General features: G+C 64.0%; 19 protein-coding genes and 1 pseudogene. 9 read left to right on the top strand and 11 right to left on the bottom strand.

Annotation, left to right across the window (positions count from 1 at the left end; genetic code table 11):
• Window positions 1-233: 233 nt before the first annotated feature.
• Window positions 234-923: a CBS domain-containing protein gene (locus BC1002_RS33180; protein WP_013094351.1), complete on the top strand. Its 690-nt coding sequence runs from the start codon at window positions 234-236 to the stop codon at window positions 921-923.
• Window positions 924-1,004: 81 nt separating this feature from the next.
• Here the strand turns inward: BC1002_RS33180 and BC1002_RS37055 are convergent, their stop codons facing one another.
• Both BC1002_RS37055 and BC1002_RS33190 read right to left on the bottom strand, forming a co-directional pair.
• A complete protein-coding gene (locus tag BC1002_RS37055) occupies window positions 1,005-1,334 on the bottom strand; it encodes a siderophore related no-ribosomal peptide synthase (protein WP_083788771.1) in 330 nt (109 codons plus the stop codon).
• 32 nt (window positions 1,335-1,366) lie between these two features.
• The gene (locus BC1002_RS33190; protein ID WP_013094353.1) at window positions 1,367-1,888 is read right to left on the bottom strand and encodes a universal stress protein; all 522 of its coding nucleotides are present in this window, start codon (window positions 1,886-1,888) and stop codon (window positions 1,367-1,369) included.
• A 182-nt stretch (window positions 1,889-2,070) separates the two neighbouring features.
• On the opposite strand from BC1002_RS33190, the gene BC1002_RS33195 reads away from it, so the two are divergent.
• The 3 genes from BC1002_RS33195 (at window position 2,071) to BC1002_RS33205 (ending at window position 3,974) form a co-directional block, all read left to right on the top strand.
• A complete protein-coding gene (locus BC1002_RS33195; RefSeq protein WP_013094354.1) occupies window positions 2,071-2,748 on the top strand; it encodes a phosphoribosyltransferase in 678 nt (225 codons plus the stop codon).
• 55 nt (window positions 2,749-2,803) lie between these two features.
• On the top strand, window positions 2,804-3,253 hold the full coding sequence (locus BC1002_RS33200) for a CBS domain-containing protein (RefSeq protein WP_013094355.1): 450 nt from the start codon (window positions 2,804-2,806) through the stop codon (window positions 3,251-3,253).
• 151 nt (window positions 3,254-3,404) lie between these two features.
• Entirely contained in the window at window positions 3,405-3,974 is a 570-nt protein-coding gene (locus BC1002_RS33205; protein ID WP_013094356.1) for a hypothetical protein, read from the top strand.
• 49 nt (window positions 3,975-4,023) lie between these two features.
• On the opposite strand, the gene BC1002_RS33210 is transcribed toward BC1002_RS33205, so the two are convergent.
• Together BC1002_RS33210 and BC1002_RS33215 are read right to left on the bottom strand one after the other, a co-directional pair.
• A complete protein-coding gene (locus tag BC1002_RS33210; protein WP_013094357.1) occupies window positions 4,024-5,745 on the bottom strand; it encodes a ShlB/FhaC/HecB family hemolysin secretion/activation protein in 1,722 nt (573 codons plus the stop codon).
• Between the two features lie 440 nt (window positions 5,746-6,185).
• A complete protein-coding gene (locus BC1002_RS33215) occupies window positions 6,186-8,942 on the bottom strand; it encodes a putative bifunctional diguanylate cyclase/phosphodiesterase (RefSeq protein ID WP_013094358.1) in 2,757 nt (918 codons plus the stop codon).
• 327 nt (window positions 8,943-9,269) lie between these two features.
• Between BC1002_RS33215 and BC1002_RS33220 the strand changes: the two genes are divergently transcribed.
• Window positions 9,270-9,839, top strand: a complete 570-nt coding sequence (locus BC1002_RS33220; RefSeq protein WP_013094359.1) for a cytochrome b — start codon at window positions 9,270-9,272, stop codon at window positions 9,837-9,839.
• 22 nt (window positions 9,840-9,861) lie between these two features.
• Here the strand turns inward: BC1002_RS33220 and BC1002_RS33225 are convergent, their stop codons facing one another.
• From BC1002_RS33225 to BC1002_RS33255, 7 genes and pseudogenes are all read right to left on the bottom strand, one after another.
• Window positions 9,862-10,254, bottom strand: coding sequence for a c-type cytochrome (locus tag BC1002_RS33225; protein ID WP_083788772.1), 393 nt, complete (start codon window positions 10,252-10,254; stop codon window positions 9,862-9,864).
• Between the two features lie 187 nt (window positions 10,255-10,441).
• Window positions 10,442-10,972 (bottom strand): cytochrome b, encoded by a 531-nt coding sequence (locus tag BC1002_RS33230; RefSeq protein WP_013094360.1) that lies wholly within the window; start codon window positions 10,970-10,972, stop codon window positions 10,442-10,444.
• Window positions 10,973-11,035: 63 nt separating this feature from the next.
• Window positions 11,036-11,473, bottom strand: coding sequence for a DUF6691 family protein (locus BC1002_RS33235; protein WP_013094361.1), 438 nt, complete (start codon window positions 11,471-11,473; stop codon window positions 11,036-11,038).
• Window position 11,474: 1 nt separating this feature from the next.
• On the bottom strand, window positions 11,475-11,906 hold the full coding sequence (locus BC1002_RS33240; RefSeq protein WP_013094362.1) for a YeeE/YedE family protein: 432 nt from the start codon (window positions 11,904-11,906) through the stop codon (window positions 11,475-11,477).
• Between the two features lie 48 nt (window positions 11,907-11,954).
• The gene (locus BC1002_RS33245) at window positions 11,955-12,758 is read right to left on the bottom strand and encodes a sulfite exporter TauE/SafE family protein (RefSeq protein ID WP_013094363.1); all 804 of its coding nucleotides are present in this window, start codon (window positions 12,756-12,758) and stop codon (window positions 11,955-11,957) included.
• A 31-nt stretch (window positions 12,759-12,789) separates the two neighbouring features.
• Window positions 12,790-14,098, bottom strand: a pseudogene (locus BC1002_RS33250) (NAD(P)/FAD-dependent oxidoreductase).
• Window positions 14,099-14,132: 34 nt separating this feature from the next.
• Complete coding sequence (locus BC1002_RS33255) at window positions 14,133-15,014, bottom strand: MBL fold metallo-hydrolase (RefSeq protein ID WP_013094364.1); 882 nt, start codon at window positions 15,012-15,014, stop codon at window positions 14,133-14,135.
• A 258-nt stretch (window positions 15,015-15,272) separates the two neighbouring features.
• Between BC1002_RS33255 and BC1002_RS33260 the strand changes: the two genes are divergently transcribed.
• The 4 genes from BC1002_RS33260 to BC1002_RS33275 all read left to right on the top strand — a co-directional run bounded on the left by BC1002_RS33260 (window position 15,273) and on the right by BC1002_RS33275 (window position 19,569).
• The gene (locus BC1002_RS33260) at window positions 15,273-16,688 is read left to right on the top strand and encodes a sigma-54 interaction domain-containing protein (RefSeq protein WP_013094365.1); all 1,416 of its coding nucleotides are present in this window, start codon (window positions 15,273-15,275) and stop codon (window positions 16,686-16,688) included.
• Window positions 16,689-16,847: 159 nt separating this feature from the next.
• A complete protein-coding gene (locus BC1002_RS39890) occupies window positions 16,848-17,078 on the top strand; it encodes an XdhC family protein (protein WP_420798801.1) in 231 nt (76 codons plus the stop codon).
• A gap of 264 nt (window positions 17,079-17,342) precedes the next feature.
• Entirely contained in the window at window positions 17,343-17,660 is a 318-nt protein-coding gene (locus BC1002_RS33270) for a hypothetical protein (protein ID WP_041735812.1), read from the top strand.
• 325 nt (window positions 17,661-17,985) lie between these two features.
• Entirely contained in the window at window positions 17,986-19,569 is a 1,584-nt protein-coding gene (locus tag BC1002_RS33275; RefSeq protein ID WP_013094368.1) for a hybrid sensor histidine kinase/response regulator, read from the top strand.
• Window positions 19,570-19,577: the final 8 nt, after the last annotated feature.

The following is a 19,577-nucleotide window of genomic DNA, read 5'->3' on the forward strand; positions in this document are numbered from 1 at the left end:
ATTGGGCTGTACTGGAACCGGGGGCTGATCATCAGTGGCTGGTTCTTTTTGATTGGCGCATCGCACGGCGGATCGACGCATTGCAACAACCGGTCGACACGCCGAGCGAGCGGATTCGAAGTGGGTGCCGAAGGGAGCACGGCGACGCGTCCTTCAGCGCCTGTCCATTGCGTCGCCTCGTGCCTGCCTGCGTCGGTGTGCGGCAGCGCAGCGCACTCGAAACGGAGATCACTATGCAAGCCTCGGACATCATGACGACCCAGGTCGTGTCGATCGCACCGGACAGCTCGGTCTACGACGCGGCAAAGCTGCTCGCCGACAGCAAGATCAGCGGCATGCCGGTTCTCGACGACACAGGCAGCGTGATTGGCATCGTCAGCGAGGGCGACCTGCTCCGGCGCGTCGAAACTGGCACCGAAACGCCGCGGCGCTCGTGGCTCGCCCAGTTCATCGCGCCTACGCGACAGCTCGCGGTCGAGTATCTGAAGGAGCGTTCGATTCGGGTACGTGACGTGATGAGCGCCCCCGCCGTCACCGTCGACGAATCCGCGCCGCTTACTGCGGTCGCCGAACTGCTCGGGCGCAAGCACATCAAGCGGCTACCCGTGTTGCGCGACGGCAAGCTCGTCGGCATCGTCAGCAGGGCCAATCTGGTGCGCGCTCTCGCGAGTTGCGCGCCCGCGCAGCTCGATGCGCAACCGTCGGACGAGCAGATTCGCGCCGCGATCATGAAGGAACTCCACGGACAACGTTGGGCGCTTGATGCCGACGACCTGATCGTCACGGATGGCGTCGCACATTGCTGGGGTCCGATACGCTCCGAGGAAGAACGCCAGGCGATCCTCGCCGCCGCCGCGCGTGCGCCAGGCGTAAAGGAAGTAAAGGATCATCTGGAATATCCGGTCCCGTTCACGCCGATGTGAACAGGGGCGCCTCCGCTCGGACCTGCGAGCCCGGTCCATCGCAATCTACGGATGTCCCGTGGGCGGGGCGCTTCGGTCACGTCACCGGGCCTCGCTGTCCAGCAGCGCATCGAGCTTGTGAAGGCGCATCTCCCAGATCAGGCTCAATGCATGAAAGGAGTCTTCCAGTCCCTGCAGGCAGTGTCGCGCAAAGGACTGATCGACTCCGCCAACAGCAAGTCCATGCACGAGCGCCCGTTGCCGCAGCAGACGTTGATGGGATATGGCGACCCGGGCCCGAGTGGCGGCTTCGCAGCGGATCGCCGCGGACAGCTCCGTCGATTCCGCGTCTTTATGCGCATTCGCCTCCGCGGCGCGGGCGAATGCATGATCGCGGAGTTCGGTAACCTCTCCATTCATGACGACGTCCATTGTCTGTATTGCGGATCATGCAGCGCCAGGAGTCAGCTCTGAGATTGCCCGGTATCTGAATGTGTCGTGGCGGCGCCCCCCGTCTGCTGCTCTGAGGCGGGGGCGGTCCGGCGCGCGGGGATCGCCAGCACCGGGCGGGTGGTGCTGCGCAGTATCTGTTCGGCCACGCTGCCGAGCGGTGCGTAGCCGGGGCCGCGTCGACCGTGCGTGCCGATCACGATGACATCGGCCTCGAGCTTCGCCGCGGCGACCTCGATGCGGTGAGCGACGTCCTCCTCGGGGCGCACCAGATCATCGATTTCCGGCGTGCCCTGCACACCGTGCCGCGCCATGGTCCCGACGCAGTGCTTCATGAGCCGTTCGCCGTCCTGCCTGAGCGCCTCACGCATGGCTGCCGCGTTGACGCCTGGCACTTCGGGAAGCATGACCGGCAAATCGATGACGAACAGCGGATGCAAGCGCGCGCCGGTATCAGAGGCGAACTGCAGCGCTGTCGCGAACGCCTGGGCGGCGCTCTCGCTGCCGTCCACCGCGACCAGAATGTTGGAGAACATCGTCGGCCTCCGCGTCTCGCGTGTTGTCGGTATTCATGATCGGCCGCCGATGCGGATCGACTACTGACCTACGTCAATCGAAATGCGCTTTCATGGCCTTGCATCGAGGAACGCTTGATGCTCGCGATTGATGGCATAGTGACTGAGGCAACGCGCCCCGGCGTTGCGGGGGAGAAAACGTGATGGGCAACCGGTTTCGCGACCGCACCGACGCTGGCAGACAGCTGGCCCACGCACTGCGCGACTATCAGGGCCGCGGCGATCTGGTCGTGCTGGCGCTGCCGCGCGGCGGCGTTCCCGTCGCGTTCGAAGTCGCGCGGGAGTTGCGCGCGAAGCTCGACATTCTCGTCGTCAGAAAGCTCGGCGCGCCTCAAGACGAGGAACTGGCGATGGGCGCCATCGCGACCGGCGGCGCCCTTCATCTGGAAAGGACGGTGCTTCGCGAACTGCAAATCAGTGACAGCCAATTGAGCGATGTGATCGCCCGCGAAAGGGCCGAACTCGCGCGCAGGGAACTGGCGTACCGTGGGGACAGCCCGCCGGTGGCAGCGCAGGGTAAGACCGTGATCGTGGTCGACGACGGCATCGCGACAGGGGCGTCGATGCATGCGGCAATCGACGCACTCCGTGGCAGAAATCCTGCCCGGATCGTGGTGGCGGTCCCAGTGGCGCAATCCGATGCGCCGATGGCATTCGAAGGAATCGCGGACGCGTTCGTCAGCGTGTTGCAGCCGGACTTGCTGATGGGGATCGGCGGGTTCTATGTGAATTTCGAACAGACGACCGATGAAGAAGTCCGCGCGTGTCTCGCTGCGGCGCGCGGCTGCGAGCCCGAGCAGAGCTCGGACCCGATCGGGTGAAGGCGCGGCGAACGGATACACGGCGGCAGGCCGTGTCGAACGTGGGGCATGTATCGTGAATACAGGAACCATTTGTACGCGGGACGTCACCGTCTGCAGACGGCAAGCGACGATTCTCGAGGCCGCGCAACTGATGCGCGAACAGCATGTCGGCGACATCGTGGTGGTTGAGACGATCGGCGGGCGTAGCGTGCCCGTCGGGATGTTGACCGATCGCGACATCGTGTTGGCGATCGTGGCCAAACAGGCCAACCCAGAGAAGATCTTCGTGAACGACGTGATGTCGTCGCCGCCGGCGCTCGTCGACGCGGGCGATGACCTCTGGCTTGCCGCCTCGCGAATGCGTCTGAACGGCGTGCGACGCCTGCCGGTCGTCGACGCCGCGGGCGCGCTGACCGGCATCGTGTCGCTCGACGATCTGCTCAGGGCGGTGGCTGGGTTTCTGTCGGAGCTGGCGCTGGTGACGGATCGCCAGCCCCACATCGAGCAGAAGACCCGTGCTTGACCCAAACGCGGCTCATGCATTGACCCGGATCAATATCCGCGCCGCCAGGCGCCGTAGGCTTGTAAGTGGAACGCCGGTCAGACAGCGGCCCGCAACGCGACGCAATCGACCGGATGCAATTCGACTGTCTTGATCGAAGGCACCGCGAATCATGGAAGACGCTCTCGAAAGGCGCGCGCTGCTGCTTCATCTGGGGCGCGTGATGCAATTGATCGTTCGACTCGACGATATGGCGCCGAGCGCGGCAACCATTGGCGAGCTGATCGCACGACACCCGATTCTCGATGACGAGCCGCTGCTCGCGCAGCTGCGCGCGGATATGCCCGTGGCCGCGTTCAGGACCCGTGCGCTTCACGCATTCTGCCGGTGGCCGCAACGGTTGCTCGACAACCCTCTCGACAGGGACGCGCTGGCTGCATCCGTGCGTGCGTCTCTGTTCAGTGACAATCCGCGAGGCTGGCGTGCCTACGTGGACGGCTTGCGCCGCGACGTCGCGTGGTTCGATGCGAAGGCGGCTAGCCGGCGCTCGTCGCGTCGCGTTGCGGACGTGGCACCGTCGGTTCCGGACGACGGCCCGCCACCGCTCGACCCGCCGGCCGGCCGAGGCGTCGCGACGGACGTCGAACGCGGCTTCGGCGCCGCAGGTGATTCCATCGAAAGCGTGGAAGGGGCGAGACGGCTAGATGAGGGCCGCGCCGACGAGCAACGTGCCGCGCGATGAGATGAGCGATCAGGCGTCGTTGACTGTCGCGAGATGACTCGTCGATGGCTCATGTTCCGAGCGACACGTACAAAAGCACGATCGGTGCCTTCGAACCATTCGGCGTTGCCGAGCGCAACGGTGCGCCATAGGTGCAGCGAAAATCCACGAATCTCGACCATTGAAAGCGCACGCCCGCGCCGACGCCCGCGAGCAGACCGGGATTGTTCTCCGCTGGCTGGTCGATGGTGTTCCAGACGCGGCCGGCATCGAAAAACACAAAGGGTTGCACGACAGCGTTGCTCGCGCCGAGAGCGATCGCAGGCGTGCGCACCTCGGTCTGGATGTTCCAGCCGCGGTCGCCGAGCGTCACGTATGGGTCGTAACCTCGCACACTGGACTCCCCGCCGAGCCCCATCTCCTCACTGGGCAATAACGTGTTCGGCGTCCACTGAAACGTTCCGTTCGTGATTAGTGTAAAACCCGCCCCCAGCGCGGTGGCGCGGGACGCAGTCAACTGCATATAGATGTAACGGGCCGTCGCGCCCTGCCGCGCGGCGTTGAATGCCGAGTCCTGGTTGCTGCCATCCCATCCACCCGGACTGGCGACGAGTGCCGCCGCCGCGTGCGCCGTGCCCGCCTCGGTCGGTTTGCTGATGTCGTAAGCCAACACGAACTGATGGATGTGCGTATTCGAGTTGAAAACCTGGGAACCGCCGAATTCCAGATCGTTGTTGCTCCGCTTGAAGTCGTATCCGATCTGGACCAGCTGTGTCATGTCCGTGATGGTCGGCAGACGCAAGTCATAACGGAAGCTAAGCTGCGCGGAAATGCCCGTCTGTCCGTACGTGTCGGGCAACCGTGGCGTGCTCTGCGCGTAGACGCCGAACAGCTCGATACTGTCGAGCCAGGGCAGCGGCGCCGTGTAGTTCAGCGCGTGCGCGGTGAAGCGGGCGCGGTTCGGGCGGCCTTCGATATCCGGATTGCCGCTGAAAAAATCGTTGCTTGCCGTGAATTGATAGGCGATCTGCTGATCGAGCCCAAACAGGTTGCCGTAGCCGATGCCCGCAAAAAATCGGTCACGGCCGAGGTCCGGCACGCCTGCATTGTCGTAGCCCGCGCTGACCCGAAGCGGCAGACGGTCTTCGGTTTGCAGCACGACGTCGGTCGTGTCCGCTGCTTCACCGGGTGCAAAGACAGCATCGACCCGTCGATAGGGATTCGCGTTGAGCACGGCAAGTCCCTTCGAGACCGTCGATTGCGGGATCGGTGCGCCGGGCTCGAGCGGCATTTCACGTTCGAGAAGCCTGCTCGGAAAGTAGGTGTTGCCGCTGGCATGAACCCGCCCCAGCTTGAACTCGGCAATGGCGATCCGCACGACCCCCGAGCTGACGTCCTGTTCCGGCACGTAGACGTCGACTAGCGGCTTTCCCGCTGCCCGATAACGCGCGACCACGGCGCGGCGAATCTCGGCGAGGCGGCCGAAGCTCAGCGGCTTGTCGAGGTCCGTGGCGAAGCTCTGCAGGAACGCGGCGTCGAGTACGGGCAGTCCTTGTGCGACGATGCGTTGTTGCTGCGTCACCGATGCCGCCGCGGACGCGCCGGCCGGTTGGAAGATCAGCCCGGCAAGCCGCTCGACCGCGATCCGTGCGGACTCGGCCCGAGTTTCCGGGGTGGCGGGCGGCGGCGCGCTTCGCGGCGCCTGCGGGGTGGGTTGAGGCGCGAGATCGCGCCATGCCTGTGCCGCTACGGGTGAGGTCTGCATGAGGCCCGCAACGCACGACGCGATCATCAGGACAGCAGTGCAGTCGGCGGATCGCGGTTTCATCGATCGTTTGATTGCAAAGCGCTGCGGCTGGAGGCAGCAGGCCGCGGCGACCCTGCGCGCGCGTCGCGCTGCAAGCGATGCCATCGCGCAGGCAGTACGAGCCTTCCGTGGTTCATCGCGATACCTGTTGACGGGAGTAGTGCATCGAGTGCGGAGCCGCGCGTCGAAATCATTCTAGTCGAAGCACCTCGCGCGAATCTCCAAAAGAAGCTCGAACCCGCTGCGCACCTCGCGAACGACTCGCAGTTCGGCATGGTCGTCGTAGGCGCCCGCTACCGCGTGCCAGCCGCGTTCGACATATGGAGGAAACACTTACCAAGGGTATCCACCATGTGTACCGCCGCTAATCCGTCCGCGTCTCGAGGCGGCCTGATCACGCGAGCGTAGTGGCCGCGCGAGGGCTCTCACGACGCGCTATTTTGCAGCTCGTGTAACTCGCCGATCAAGCTCGCCGCGTAGCCCGGAATATTCGCCGCTGGCTGTGGCGCGGCGAAGTAGTATCCCTGAACGATCTCGCAGCCGGCCTCGGCAAGAAAAGCCAATTGCTCCGCTCGTTCGACGCCTTCCGCGACGACTTCGAAACGCAGGTTGCGGGCAAGTGCGATGATCGCACCGATAATCGTCTCATCCGCACGACTGCTGCCAATGCCGCGGATGAACGACATGTCGATCTTCAGACGGTCAGCGTGAAAGCTGCGCAGATAAGCCAGGCTCGAGTAACCGGCGCCGAAGTCGTCGATCGCTATGGACACGCCGATGTCGTGCAGGGCGCTCAGCGTGGGCAGAGCGCCCGGGGCGACCAGGCCTCCTTCGGTAATCTCCAGTTCCAGTCGGTCCGCGGCCAATTGCGACGCGGCGAGAGCACGCCGCACGACGGCGCCGAAATCACTCGAAGTAAGCTGGCTCGGCGACACGTTGACCGACATGCGCAACTCCGGCAGCGCTTCTTCCCAGCGCTTTGCCTGTGCACAGGCAGTTTGCAGCACCCATTCTCCGATTGACGAAATCAAACCAATGTCTTCGGCCAAGGGTATGAACGTCGTTGGGCTGACCGTGCCGAAGTCCGCGTCGTGCCAGCGGATCAGCGCCTCGACCCCGGTCAGCCGGTAACTGCGTATATCCACTTGCGGCTGGTACACCAGCTCGAAGCCGTTATGCTCGACGGCGTTGCGCAGCTTGTGCGACAGCGCGATGCGCTGAGCCGCTTCATGTGCGAGCGAAGGTGCAAATCGCTCGACGCCGTTACGCCCACCTGCCTTGACTCGATACATCGCGAGGTCGGCGTGTTTCAGCAGCGTTTCGCAGTCTGTGCCGTCCTGCGGATAGCAGCTGACCCCAACGCTCATCCGGACCCGCAGTTGCATGTCGTCGATTTGCACCGGCTCGTCCAGCGTTTGCGTCACGCGCGCCAACAGCGCGGAGAGTTCGGCATCGCCGGTTGAACATTTCAACATCGTCACGAACTCGTCGCCGCCATAGCGGGTGACCACGCCATCCGATCCGACCGATGCCGACAACCGTCGCGCAACTTCCTGCAACAGGCGATCGCCGGCGCCGTGGCCCAGGCTGTCGTTGATGTCCTTGAAATGATCGAGGTCGATGAACAGCAGCGCGAACTCGTGACCATCGAGGATCGCCGCGTCGATCAGCTCACGCAGCGTCACGCGGTTCGGCAAGTCCGTCAGCGCATCGCGGCGCGCCTGCCTGACCAGCAGATCGCGCGATTCGATGAGCTCTGTCAGGTCGCTCACCACGCTGATGTGATGGGTAACCTTTTCCGACTCGTCGCGTACTTGTGCGACGTATAGCTGATACCAGAACTCTGTTCCGTTCGCGCGGCGGCTCTTCGTCAGCGTGGTGGCCTCGCGTTGCCCGGCAATCGCCGTACCGATCTGTTGCCACAGTCCGGGTGTTTCCGGCCGAGCTGAGTGATCGCCGCCTGCGTTCTGCGGGCGCTCATAGCCGGTTATTTTCTCAAATGCCGGGTTCGCGTATTCGACCACGTCGCCGCTCGGACCGGGTCGCGTGATGATCACGCCGTTGCCGATTGCGTCCAGTGCACGGCTTCGCAGCAATAACGCGAGCTCGGCGTTCTTTCGCTCCGTGACGTCGACGGCGGTGATGAAGCACGCTCGATGGTGGCCATAGGTGAGGAAGTGGTACGACAGTTCAACGTAGACGGGCGTGCCGTCGCTGTGTCGATGCCTGCATACACCGGCCGATCCGCTGGTGGTGGCCGCGGCCAGCAGCGCGTGCAGATCGCGCAGAAATGACGGCAAGTCGGCTTGCGCATACAGAGCGGCCATGTCGAGCGAACATAGCTGATGGCGCGTGCGCCCGTATTGCGAGGCGGCGGCGCGGTTCGCAGCGAGAATCGATAGCGTCTCGACGTCGAAAATCAACATCGGCAGTGGATGATGATCAAAGTACTGACGGAACCGGCGCTCGCTTTCTGACGCGATGACGCGCGCGCTTTGCCGCGCGAGACGGGCGCGATAGTGAGCAATCAATGCATAGCAAAAGAGAAAACATGCCGCCAGTGCCGTGGTTGCAAGCACGGTGCGTTCTATCACCAGGTGGCGCGTCGCGCTGTCGGATGCAGCCCTCAGGGAAGCGGTCTGCGCGTCGCGGAGGGTCACCAGCTGGGTGACGATGTTCGCCAGCATGCGGTTCGCTGCGAGCAGCTCAGGGCTGTCGATCGAGGCGCGGCCGTCCGCCACGCGCGCACGTACCGCGATGTCGGCCAGAAGCCACGCCCAGCCGGCCGTCTCACCGCGCAGGCGGCGCACCACCAGTTGGCCTCGCGGGTCGCTTGCGTAACTTTGTTCCAGCCGGTCGAAGCAGGCGGCGGCCGACACCACACGCTGCACCGGCCACGCGAAAGATGCCACCCGTGCACTGTCGAGCCCCACCAGGAAGTCGGCGTTCGCCTGGATGTGCACTGCTTGCAGCGTCTCGATGTCATCGCGGGCACGCAGGGCGTGCATGCGCTCCGCAACGGACCGCTCGTGCCATATCAGCGTGTAACCAATGCCGACAGCGAAAATGACGAGGCCAGTCAACACCAGCGCGACGGTGATAATCAGTTGCCGGTCGACGCCATGTCGCCGTCTCCACCGGCCAATCACGCCAGCGATGCCTGAGCTTGGAATGTATTGCATCGATTAAGAATCAGCGCGCGTGAGTGCAGAACATTGATACTCGACGGCGGCATGGCTGTGCGTCAGCATCTTTTACCGGTTATTGCGCGCGGTAACCGGGTTATTGTCTCCTCAGTGAAGGTATCGGCAGCAAGAAGAAGAACTTGAGAATCAATCTGCTTCGCCAGTAGTCTGGGCGACCGACGGTTCGACGGAGAACGTTCAACAATCACCTGAAAAGAGCGCTCAGAGTTTGAGCGTAGAATCCATTCACAAATTCAACACGCCAGCGTTCGGCGCGCGCTAGTGCCTGGCGTTCGTCGAAGGTCGCACATCGGAGACGCCATAGTGAAAAGCTCTGCCACTAGCTACGGTTCTATTGCCCAATTCCTCCACTGGTGTACGGCAGTAGTCGTGCTCGTGACGTTCATGTATGGGCCCGGCGGACATGAGCAGCGCGTTTATTCTGCGGCGCACGATTTCGACCGGCAACTGCACGAGACCTTGGGCTTATGCGTGTTCGCGCTCACCGTCATTCGCCTGCTGTGGCGGGCATTCGACACGCGTCCTGACACACCTCCAATGTCTCGCTGGATGGCTGTTATGGCAGCAACCGTTCAATGGTTGCTGTATCTGCTTCTCCTCGCCCTACCGCTTACCGCCATCTCGGGCGCGTGGCTCGAAGGGCATCCTCTGACGCTCATCGGTGGTCACGAGATTCCGTCTTTACTCAGTACATCGCATGCAGTAGGCTCAGCCATCTCATCGCTGCACACCTGGCTCGGCGACGCCATTATGTGGCTTGCGGGGTTTCACGCATTCGCGGCTATTGTTCATCATGTCTTCCTTAAAGACGACGTCCTGGTCGGTATGCTTCCACGCTGGTTTCCGACGGGACGGGCACGTACTGGCCGATAAGCCCGATGACAAGACTGCTCGCTTAGCGGTCCACAGCGGGACTGGCCGCCGCCTCAGCCTCCGCCGGAAACGCCTCCATGAAGGCGGCAACGGCTCGGATGTCCCGATCCGACATGTTGTCGGAGATAGTCTTCATCACTTCGCCACGGGGGCGTAGCCCGGCACTCCAGAACACCAGGATCTGTTTTTCAACGTAATCCGCGTACTGCCCGGCGAGGCGAGGACATCCCCCTGTCCCTTCCGCATGCTGACCGTGACAGGTACTGCACGCCGGTACGCTTTTGTCCGGAATACCCAACAAAAAAATCGTCCTGCCCGAATCGATGAGGCGATGATCGGCCGTCGCTCGTGGTACCGGAGGCGGGTAACTGGGCGACAGCATCGCACTTCGCGCGCGGCATGACCGGCGTCGCATTTACATCGGCGTAGTGCGGCAAGCTGATACCGCGTTGGGTGGATGCTTGCCTGCGCGAAGCGCTTTCTCCCGACTCCAGAACGAGCGCGCACGCCGATTTATGCCCGCGCATGCGCGTGAGCGCGCATGGCGGGAGAGCGAAAGAGACCTTGTTGAGTTGCGGTGGCTTTGCTTATACGGGGTCGCGCTAGATCTTCATGCGCTGCAGAACCCGGTCGCCGGAGACGAACTGATGAAACATTGCCGCAGCGATATGCAGGCAGATGACACCGAACAGCACCCACGCGAGAACGCCGTGAACATCGCCCATCGCATGCCCGAATGACGAGCCCGGTGCCGACAGTGCGGGTAAGGAAACAAGTCCGCCGAGACGGACCGTCCACGTGCGCGACGACGCGTTGATCCAGCCGAGTAGCGGCACCAGCACGAGCAGCACGTATAGCGCAAGGTGCGTGATTTTGGAAGCGATGCGAAACAGCGGCGGCAGGTTGTCCGGCGGCGACGGGTGAGTCACGCGCCACAGCACCCGCAACACCATCACCGCGAGCAGTGCGGTGCCGACGCCAAGATGCCAGGCGATTGCGCCGTCCGGCACGGTATCGCGGTGCACGTCCGGCATCGTCCAGCCGATCACGAACTGTGCGGCAACCAGCCCGACGACGAGCCAATGGAGCAAACGTGCGACGAGGTCATAGCGGTGTTCAGTCGAGACTTGCATAGGGGCGCCTGTGAGTGGGTTTCCGGTGAAGCGGATGGTACATGGCCGCACCTTAAGGTCAGGTTAAGAACCGGTCGCCAAGGCCGTCTGTCTACGCCGTTCGAACAACTCGAAGATGGCCATTCCCGCGATCATCGCCGCGACGAACACCCACGCTTTGGCCGACCCGAGGCCGAGCGCGACGAGCGCGGGGCCGGGACAGAACCCGGCAATTCCCCAACCGACGCCGAACGCGCCACTGCCCAGCACCAGTCTTCCCGTGACGTGCGTCGACGCGGGAATTTGCATCGGCAATCCGAGCAGCGACTTGTCGCGGCGCTTCGCGATCGCGAAGCCGATTGCCGCGACGGCTACCGCGCCCATCATCACGAAGGCGAGCGACGGGTTCCAGCGTCCGGCGAGATCGAGGAAGCCCTGCACTTTCGCGGGGTTCGCCATGCCCGACAACAGCAGGCCGAAGCCGAACAGCAGCCCGCATACGAATGAAACAGCTGTTGCCATCTTAGGCTCCGAGAAGATGTCGAATGATGTAGACGGTGACGAAGCCGGCCGCCATGAAGGTCGCCGTCGCGACCAGCGAGCGCGTGGCGCCGCGTGAAATGCCGCACACGCCGTGTCCGCTCGTGCAGCCGCTGCCATAGCGGGTGCCGATGCCGACCAGCAAGCCGGCCGCGATTACGGCGGGCCACGACGCGTCGACGGTGATTGCGACGGGCGCATCGACCGCGCGCGCGATCAGTGCGGCAACGACCAGCCCGGCAACGAAGGCGACGCGCCATGGGCCGTCGCGCCTGGTCCAGCGCAGCAGGCCGCCGACTATCCCGCTGATTCCGGCGATGCGGCCCAGCAAAAGCACCATCGCCGCAGCCGCGACGCCGATCAGCAGGCCTCCGCACAGGGAGGCGATCGGAGTGAAATTGTCGAGATCGATCATCGTTCTCTCTGTTTGATGGTTGGGTGGGCTGGAGGGCAGCCGCAGCGCTTACATCAGCACCGCTTTGACCAGCAGGCCGAGCGCCACGCACACGAGAATGCTCGCAAAGCCCAACTGCACCTGATGGGCGGCGATGTGATGCGACGCGAGCCGTCCGCTGAGCATTCCGGCGGCGGTGGCGCCAGTGAACCACAACGCGACTTCGAGTGGAAGTGTCGCGCCGTGCGCGGCCGTCGCGAGAACGCCGCCACTGCCGACGAGCGCGATCACCATCAGCGAAGTCGCGACGATGCCGTGCATCGACACGTCAGTCAGCTTGCGCATCATCGGCACGATGATGAAGCCGCCGCCGACACCGAGCATACCCGTCATCAATCCGGTCAGCGAACCGGTGGCCGCGAGTGCGGCTGCGGTCGGCCAGGTCCAGCGAAAGCGGCCGGTCGCCGGGTCGACATGCGCGACGCACATCGACGATTGTGCGTGGCACGACGCGCGGCGCGCGAGCGTCTGACGCAGCAGCCGGAACGCGACCAACAGCATCACCGCGGCGAACAGCCCGAGCAGCACCCGTTGCGGCAACGCATGCGCGAGGCGCGCGCCGGCGGCGGTGGCGGGCATCCCCGCGGCGGCCATCAGCAGCGCGGCGCGATAACGGACGAGGCGCTTGCGGAACGCCTCGAGCGCGCCCACCGCTGCGCTGCCGGCCACCGCGACGAGCGCGACCGGCGTGGCCTGCTGCAGCGGCCAGCCCATGCCGAACACGAGCGCGGGCACGGCAAGAATGCCGCCGCCCGCGCCGGTCAGCCCGAGAGTCGCGCCCACCAGCGCGCCGAGAACAAGAGACAGCAGCATCGAAGACCCCGTGAGCAGTGCGTGTCAGCGCTCAGTCCGCCAGTTGCGGGTTCGCGAGCCATTCGCGTCCCTTCAGCATGCCGCGCCAGTACAGCGGCGGCAGGATTCGCTCTTTCAGCAGCCACGCGAGCCGGGATGGCTTTCTACCGTCGATGAGCCACGCGGGAAACGTCGGCGCGACCTTGCCGCCATACAGAAACTCGGCGAGCACGATCTTCCCGCGCTCGACGGTGAGCGGGCAGGAGCCATAGCCGTCGTAGGTCGCCAGGCCGCGCGCCGCGCCCCAGCGCCGCGAGCACGTTGTGCGCGACGACCGGCGCCTGCTTGCGCGCGGCGGCGGCAGTCTTTGCGTTGGACGTGTTGGTCGCGTCGCCGAGGCCGAAGATGTTCTCGTGGCGCTTGTGTCGCAACGTGGCCTGATCGACGTCGAGCCAGCCGGCCGCATCGGCGAGCGCGCTGTCACGGATGAAGTCGGGTGCCTTCTGCGGCGGCACGGCGTGCAGCATGTCGAAGCCGGTCTCGAAGGTTTGCTTGCTGCCGTCGGCTAACGTGTGCGTGAATCTCGCCATTTTTGCGTCGCCATCGACCGCGTTCAGCGTGGAGCCGAAGTTCAGCGCGATGCCGTAACGCTCGACGTATTGCATCAACGCGGGCACGTAGTCGGCGACGCCGAACAGCGCCGCGCCGGCATTGCGGAAATCGACGCCGATATGTTGCAGCCGCCCGCTGCGGCGCCAGTGATCGCACGCGAGATACATCGCTTTCTGCGGCGCGCCGGCGCATTTGATCGGCATCGGCGGCTGCGTGAAAAGCGCTCGGCCCCTTTCCAGCTGCTGGGTCAGCTTCCACGTATACGGCGCGAGGTCGTAGCGGTAATTGGACGTGACGCCGTTGCGCCCGAGCGTGTCGACGAGGCCGTCGATCGCGTTCCAGTCGAGTTTGAGGCCGGGGCACACCACCAGCTGGCGGTATTCGACGGCGCGCGAGCCGTCGAGAATCACGAGGTTTTCCGCTGGCTCGAAGTGAGTGACGGCGGCCTTGAACCACTTCACGTTCGCGGGCAGCACGCTGGAAATCGGACGTGCCGTCGTTTCCGGGTGGAATACGCCGGCGCCCACCATCGTCCAGCCCGGCTGGTAATAGTGCGTGTCGGCGGGATCGATGACCGCGATGTCGAGATCGGGACTGCGCGCGAGCAGGCTCGATGCCGTCGCGATGCCGGCCGCGCCGGCGCCGACGATCACCACGTCGTGCCGGTGCGTCGGCCGCCTCCGTTGCGATGTGAAGCCGGGCGTGTCGGCGGCTGGATTCGAAGGGTCTGTCAGTTTCGTGTTCCGCATGTAGGGTCCTCTTGTTTGTCTTACGCAGCCGCGCTCACAGCGCATCGACCGGTACCTTGATGTACGACACGCCATCGCTTTCGGGCGGCGGCAGGTGGCCCGCTCGCATGTTGACCTGCACCGAAGGCAGGATCAGCGCGGGCATCGCGAGCGTGGCATCGCGGGCCGTGCGCATCGCGATGAACGACGCTTCGTCGATGCCGTCGTGGACGTGGATGTTCTGTTCGCGCTGCTCGGCCACGGTGGTCTCGAACAGCAGCGGCCGGCCGCCCGGCTGGTAGTCGTGGCACAGATATAGGCGGGTTTGCGGCGCGAGACCGAGGATGCGCTGGATCGAGCGGTACAGCGCCGCCGCATCGCCGCCTGGGAAATCGCAGCGCGCGGTACCGTAGTCGGGCGTGAAAAGCGTGTCGCCGACGAACGCGGCTTCTTCGCTGCCGTCGCTCGCGACATAGGTCACGCAGGCGGGCGTGTGGCCTGGTGTGTGCATCACGCGCACTGACAGGTCGCCGACGTTGAACGTCTCGTCGTCGTCGAACACGCGGTCGAACTGCGAGCCGTCGGCGCAAAACTCTGGCCCCGCGTTGAACAGCTTGCCGAACACGGCTTGCACGCGCGTAACCTGCGCGCCGATCGCGATCTGCCCGCCGAGCCTCGCTTTCAGATAAGGCGCGGCCGACAGGTGGTCGGCGTGCACGTGAGTTTCGAGTATCCATTGCACGCGCGCGCCGAGCGACTCCACGCACGCGGCGAGGCGATCCGCGGTTGCGGTGCGGGTGCGTCCCGACTTCGGGTCGTAGTCGAGCACGGTGTCGATCAATGCGCAATTCCTCGTGCCTGCATCCATCAGCAGATAGCTGATGGTCGATGTGGCAGGATCGAAGAAGCCCTCGACGGCGAGCTTGCCGGTTGCCATTGCGGTGGGTTCCTCACGATAGCGGACCAGGTCAGTCCGGGCGCTCTCTTGTGCAGGAGTCGTGCCATCCAGCCGCAGCGTTGTAAGGCTCGGTCGTAAGGCACTGATTTTTAGCGGTTTGTCGCTCGTGACCCGGCGCGCAGAATATGCCGCTGCCTGACAATTGGCATCTCGCGCGGCATAGCGTCACTGCCATTTGGCAGTCGTGGCAGAAATGGCAGTTCCGGCGTATAGTGCGGCTGCCACGGAGTAACGACGATGATCCCACCCGACTTTCCGCCGCCCCCTTCGACCGAGCTTTCGCCGCCGACCCTTGGCGCGCCTGACGGCGTGCCCGCGGTGGTGCCCGACGTGAGCACGCTGGTGTCGTATCTGGAGCACGATCCGCAACCGGCGATCGTGCTCGATCCGCACTATCAGATTCTGGCCGCGAACCGCGCCTATCAGCGCCAGTTCGGCGTCGAAGGTCACGCGCACATCGGCCGCCGCTGCTATCAGGTTTCACATCACTACGACGTACCGTGCGATCAGGCGGGCGAGCACTGCCCGATGAAACGCGCGACCGAAAATCGCAGCGCGGATCGCGTGCTGCATATCCACCACACACCGAGAGGCCCGGAGCACGTCGACGTCGAATTGCGGCCGATTTTCGACCGGCACGCGCGCATCGTCGCCTATGTCGAGCGTCTCGCCACGGTCAGGAGCGCGTCCGCGCGGCCAAGCTCCGAAGGTCTGGTCGGGCGCGCGCCGGCGTTCAACGAGGCGATTTCCGCTTTGCAGCGCGTCGCACCGTCGATGCTGCCCGTGCTGCTGCTCGGCGAATCGGGCACCGGCAAGGAGCTGTTCGCACAAGCGCTGCACGAAGCGAGCAGCCGCGCCCAGGGGCCGTTCGTCGTGGTGGATTGCTCGGGCATCACCGAGACGCTGTTCGAAAGCGAGTTGTTCGGCTTCGAGAAGGGCGCGTTCACCGGCGCGACGAGCCGTAAGCAGGGCCTCGTCGAAACCGCGCAGGGCGGCACGCTGTTTCTCGATGAAATCGGCGACGTGCCGCTATCCATTCAGGTGAAGCTGCTGCGGCTGATCGAAACGGGCACCTTCAGGCGCGTGGGCAGCACCGATATGCTGCGCGCCGATTTCCGGCTCGTCGCGGCCACGCACAAGCCGCTCGAGCGGATGGTCGCGGACGGCGAGTTCCGCGCTGATCTGTATTTCCGCATCAGTGCGTTTCCGATTCATTTGCCCGCGGTGCGCGAGCGTGTCGACGACATCGCGCTGCTCGCGGATTCGATCCTGCGGCGCATTGCGTCGGCGCGCGCCGGATCGTCGCATAAAGCGTCGATTTCGGCGGAGGCGTTGGCGCTGTTGCGCGCCTATGCGTGGCCCGGCAACATCCGCGAATTGCGCAACGTGCTCGAGCGCGCCAACCTCCTCGCCGACGGTGGCGTGATCCGCGCAGAACACTTGCCGGAGGCGGTCCGCGATAAGGCTTCCGGCGCGGTGAAGGAATCGCTGGCCGTGGGTCTGGGCTTGCCCCGCAAGCTCACCGATGCGGAGCTCGCGAACGCAGCGGCGCAATTCCGCGGGAAGCGCAGTGAGCTTGCCGCGCAGTTGGGATTGAGCGAGCGCACGCTTTATCGGCGGCTTAAAGCGATCGCCGCCGGTGAGGGTGCCTAACCAAACCTGAGCGATGCTCGCAATGCGACGCGAGCATTGATCGGCTGTCTTGATGAATCGATAAAAAATCGCTGATTCCGCGCACCTGGGGGCTTGTTTACACTGCTCGCACAAGCCGGCCATGTCGTGTCCGGCATATGTGTCGCAGAGCAGGAGGCGATGATGGACAGCGTCAATCTCGAGGTGCTTCGCGCATGCCAGCGCTGGCTCGGCGCAGGGCACCGCGTGCTGCTCGTGACCGTGGTGAAGACGTGGGGCTCATCACCTTACGTCGGCGCGCTCGGCTCGCGGCGCAACAACGCGGCGCGGCGCGAGCGTCTGCGTGCGTTCGATCTCTCCGATGCGGCACTGGCGAGGTTGCACGCAGCGGATTGTCCTTCGGCAGCGTGATCAACGTATTCCAGATGTAGAGGTGATGGGATCAGTGGCGCACGGCCGCATTGCCTTCGGAATCCGGAAACGCCCGATTCGGACCCAGCCGCACGACCATTTGCGGTCGTCCGGATTTCCTCCATCGGAATCGGCATGGCACTCAGGATTTCCTGACACGCGAATCAGGATGACCCACCCTGATTTTCCAGCTTGCGCTGAATGCGACACAACTCCTGCTCATAGATGATGAAGTATCGAAATGCAATGTCGAATTGATGGATCATGATGGGCTATCTGTCGGAGCGGGAGAACGTCGTCGAGCAGATCGATTCGATATGTCTACGGCTGTTCGACACGTGGTGCGAGGCGCGCAGCGTGAGATCGCTTGCATATTTGATGCACTGCTGGCCGCTGATCGACAGCACGCCTGCCGCGCTCCGACGCCTGGGCGAAACGATGCGCGAATTGCGTCGCAATCACGCGGAGCAGATCAACGAGTATGAGTTTCGCGCGCTGTGCGAAGTAGCCGACCTGATCGACGAACTGACGGAGCCTCGCACAGTCCGGCTGCTGGCCGTGGTGGGCGAGGTGGCGGAATAGCGAACCGCAACCCGGCAAAAAGCGCAGACGAGCGTACAAAAGCGTGCAGCCAGCGTGCGGCGGCAGTGAGGCCGCGGCGCATATGTTTCATCGGACGTTTCGAAACCGGTGAGCGCGCGATGGACCAGGCTCTGACATCGAGTGCAGAATAGGACACCCACAACGGCGGCACTCGCGGGGATATATAGCCTTCGACATTTTCGCCGCATGGCGGGGCGGCCTTCGTCATGTGCGCGATGAACGAATCGCATCAACCCGCGCGCGCCGGTCGGTGGAAGTTCAACCTGCAACTCGTTGAGCGGTCTCTCAAAGGGAACACCGCATCATGAGCCATTTGGCCAACCCGGTCGCGCAGACCGGCACCATTCTGATCGTCGATGATACGCCGGGCAATCTCGGCGTAGTTGTCGACAGTCTCGAAGCGCGAGGCATTCGCGTGCTGGTGGCGCTCGACGGTATCGAAGCGTTGGAGCGCGCGGTCTTCTCGCAGCCCGATGTGATCCTGCTCGACGTGAAGATGCCGGGCATCGACGGCTTCGAGACCTGTCGACGCCTCAAGCTTGACGAGCGCACGCGCGATATTCCCGTCTTGTTCATGACATCGCTGACGGGCAACGAGGACCGCGTCGAAGGTTTTCTGGCGGGTGGCGTCGACTATGTGACCAAGCCGTTGCGCGTCGACGAGATGGTGGCGCGCGTTGGCGTGCATCTCGAGCTGCGGGTGATGCACAAGCAGGTTCTCGCGCAAAACCGGCAACTGCTGGCGGAAGTGGCCATTCGCAAGGAAACGGAGGCTGCGTTATCGCAAGCGCGCGACGATCTCGAGCGGCGTGTCGCGCTGCGTACGGAAGAACTGGCGCGCGCGAACGCGTGCTTGCAGGCAAGCGAGGCTCGCTTTCGCGCGATCGTCGAAACGAGTCCGGTGCCGCTGTGCATCACGTCGATGCCCGACGGGCACATCCTGTACACGAATCAGCCGCTGCGCGAACTCTTCGGCATGGACGAACGCTTGACCGCCAGGATCGCGGATTTTTACGCCGACCGGGCGGAGCGCGAGCGTCTGATCGAGCATCTGCGGACGAAGGGCAGCTTGCGCAACAGGGAGATACAGTTCCGGCGTGCGGACGGTACAAGCTTCTGGGCGATGGCGACGGCGCGCGTCGCGACTTACGACGATTCTCCCGCGATCTATGTCGGCCTGAACGACATTACGGGACGCAAGCAGATGGAACAGGAACTCGTCGAATCGCGCGAGCAGCAGCGCGAACTGTCCGCGTATATGGAGGCGATCCGCGAGGAGGAGAGAAAGCGCATTGCGATGGAGATTCACGACGAACTGGGCCAATTGCTGACTGCGCTCAAGATGGACGTGTCTCTGCTCAAGATGCGCATAGCGCACGACCCGGAAGCCTCGAAAAAAGCCGATGATATGCGTCAACTGGTCGAAGGCACGATCTCGATGGTGCGCAATGTCGCGAGCCATTTGCGGCCCGCCGCGCTCAACTTCGGAATCGTGTCCGCGCTCGAATGGCTTGTCGAGGAGTTCAACCGCCGCCATGCGATTGCGTGTGAATTGCGCATCGAAGGCGGCGACCCCGCGCTGTCCGACGCCCATGCGACGGCCCTGTTCCGCATCGCACAGGCGTCGCTGACGAACGTCGCGCGGCATGCCGACGCCACACGTGTCGAGGTGACGCTTGTTTCGACGGCGGCGAAGCTCTTGCTGCAGGTGCGTGACGATGGCCGCGGTTTCGATCAGCAAGTCGTGAGGCGCGACTATTCATATGGCCTGCTCGGCATGAACGAGCGCGCGCGGCTGATTGGCGGATCGCTTTCAATCGACAGCGCGCCAGGCGCGGGCACCATGGTTTCGATTCACATTCCGCTCGATGGTGAAGCTCGAACATGATCTGGAAC

The organism is Paraburkholderia atlantica, from assembly GCF_000092885.1.
GTDB classification, from domain to species: Bacteria; Pseudomonadota; Gammaproteobacteria; order Burkholderiales; family Burkholderiaceae; genus Paraburkholderia; species Paraburkholderia atlantica.